This window comes from Escherichia sp. 20412-1, from assembly GCF_003027595.1.
Lineage (GTDB): Bacteria > Pseudomonadota > Gammaproteobacteria > Enterobacterales > Enterobacteriaceae > Escherichia > Escherichia marmotae.
In genome coordinates this window covers 1-252 of the sequence record NZ_PYQM01000144.1, presented here as the reverse complement: position 1 = coordinate 252, position 252 = coordinate 1, and the positions used below count along the sequence as shown (strand labels likewise).

2 protein-coding genes are annotated in these 252 nt (G+C 47.6%); both read right to left on the bottom strand.

Translation table 11 applies throughout. The features are described 5' to 3' along the window. Positions 1 to 105, bottom strand: a 105-nt coding sequence (locus tag C7B16_RS25925; RefSeq protein ID WP_107180303.1) for a conjugal transfer protein TraD, incomplete at its 3' end; no start/stop codon positions are given. A 51-nt stretch (positions 106 to 156) separates the two neighbouring features. Beyond that, positions 157 to 252: transposase domain-containing protein (locus C7B16_RS24415; RefSeq protein ID WP_143192617.1), on the bottom strand; the 96-nt coding region annotated here is incomplete at its 5' end.

Sequence of the window (252 nt, the reverse complement as noted above, 5' to 3'; positions counted from 1 at the left end):
AATAAACAGACAGTAGAAAATAATATTGGCGATCTGACTGAACATGCGGATACGCATGGAGGCAATCTGACCGCCCTGGGTCATATCCTTTGCGTTAAAACTCATGATGAAACTCCGGGAAAATCTGTAAGCGTCAACAGAGCGCCGTATTGACACTTATTTATCGGTGAAAACTACGTTCCATGGCAGCAGTTCGTCAACACGGTTGGAGGGCCATTCCGGCAGTACGCTCAGGATATGGCGCAGATACGC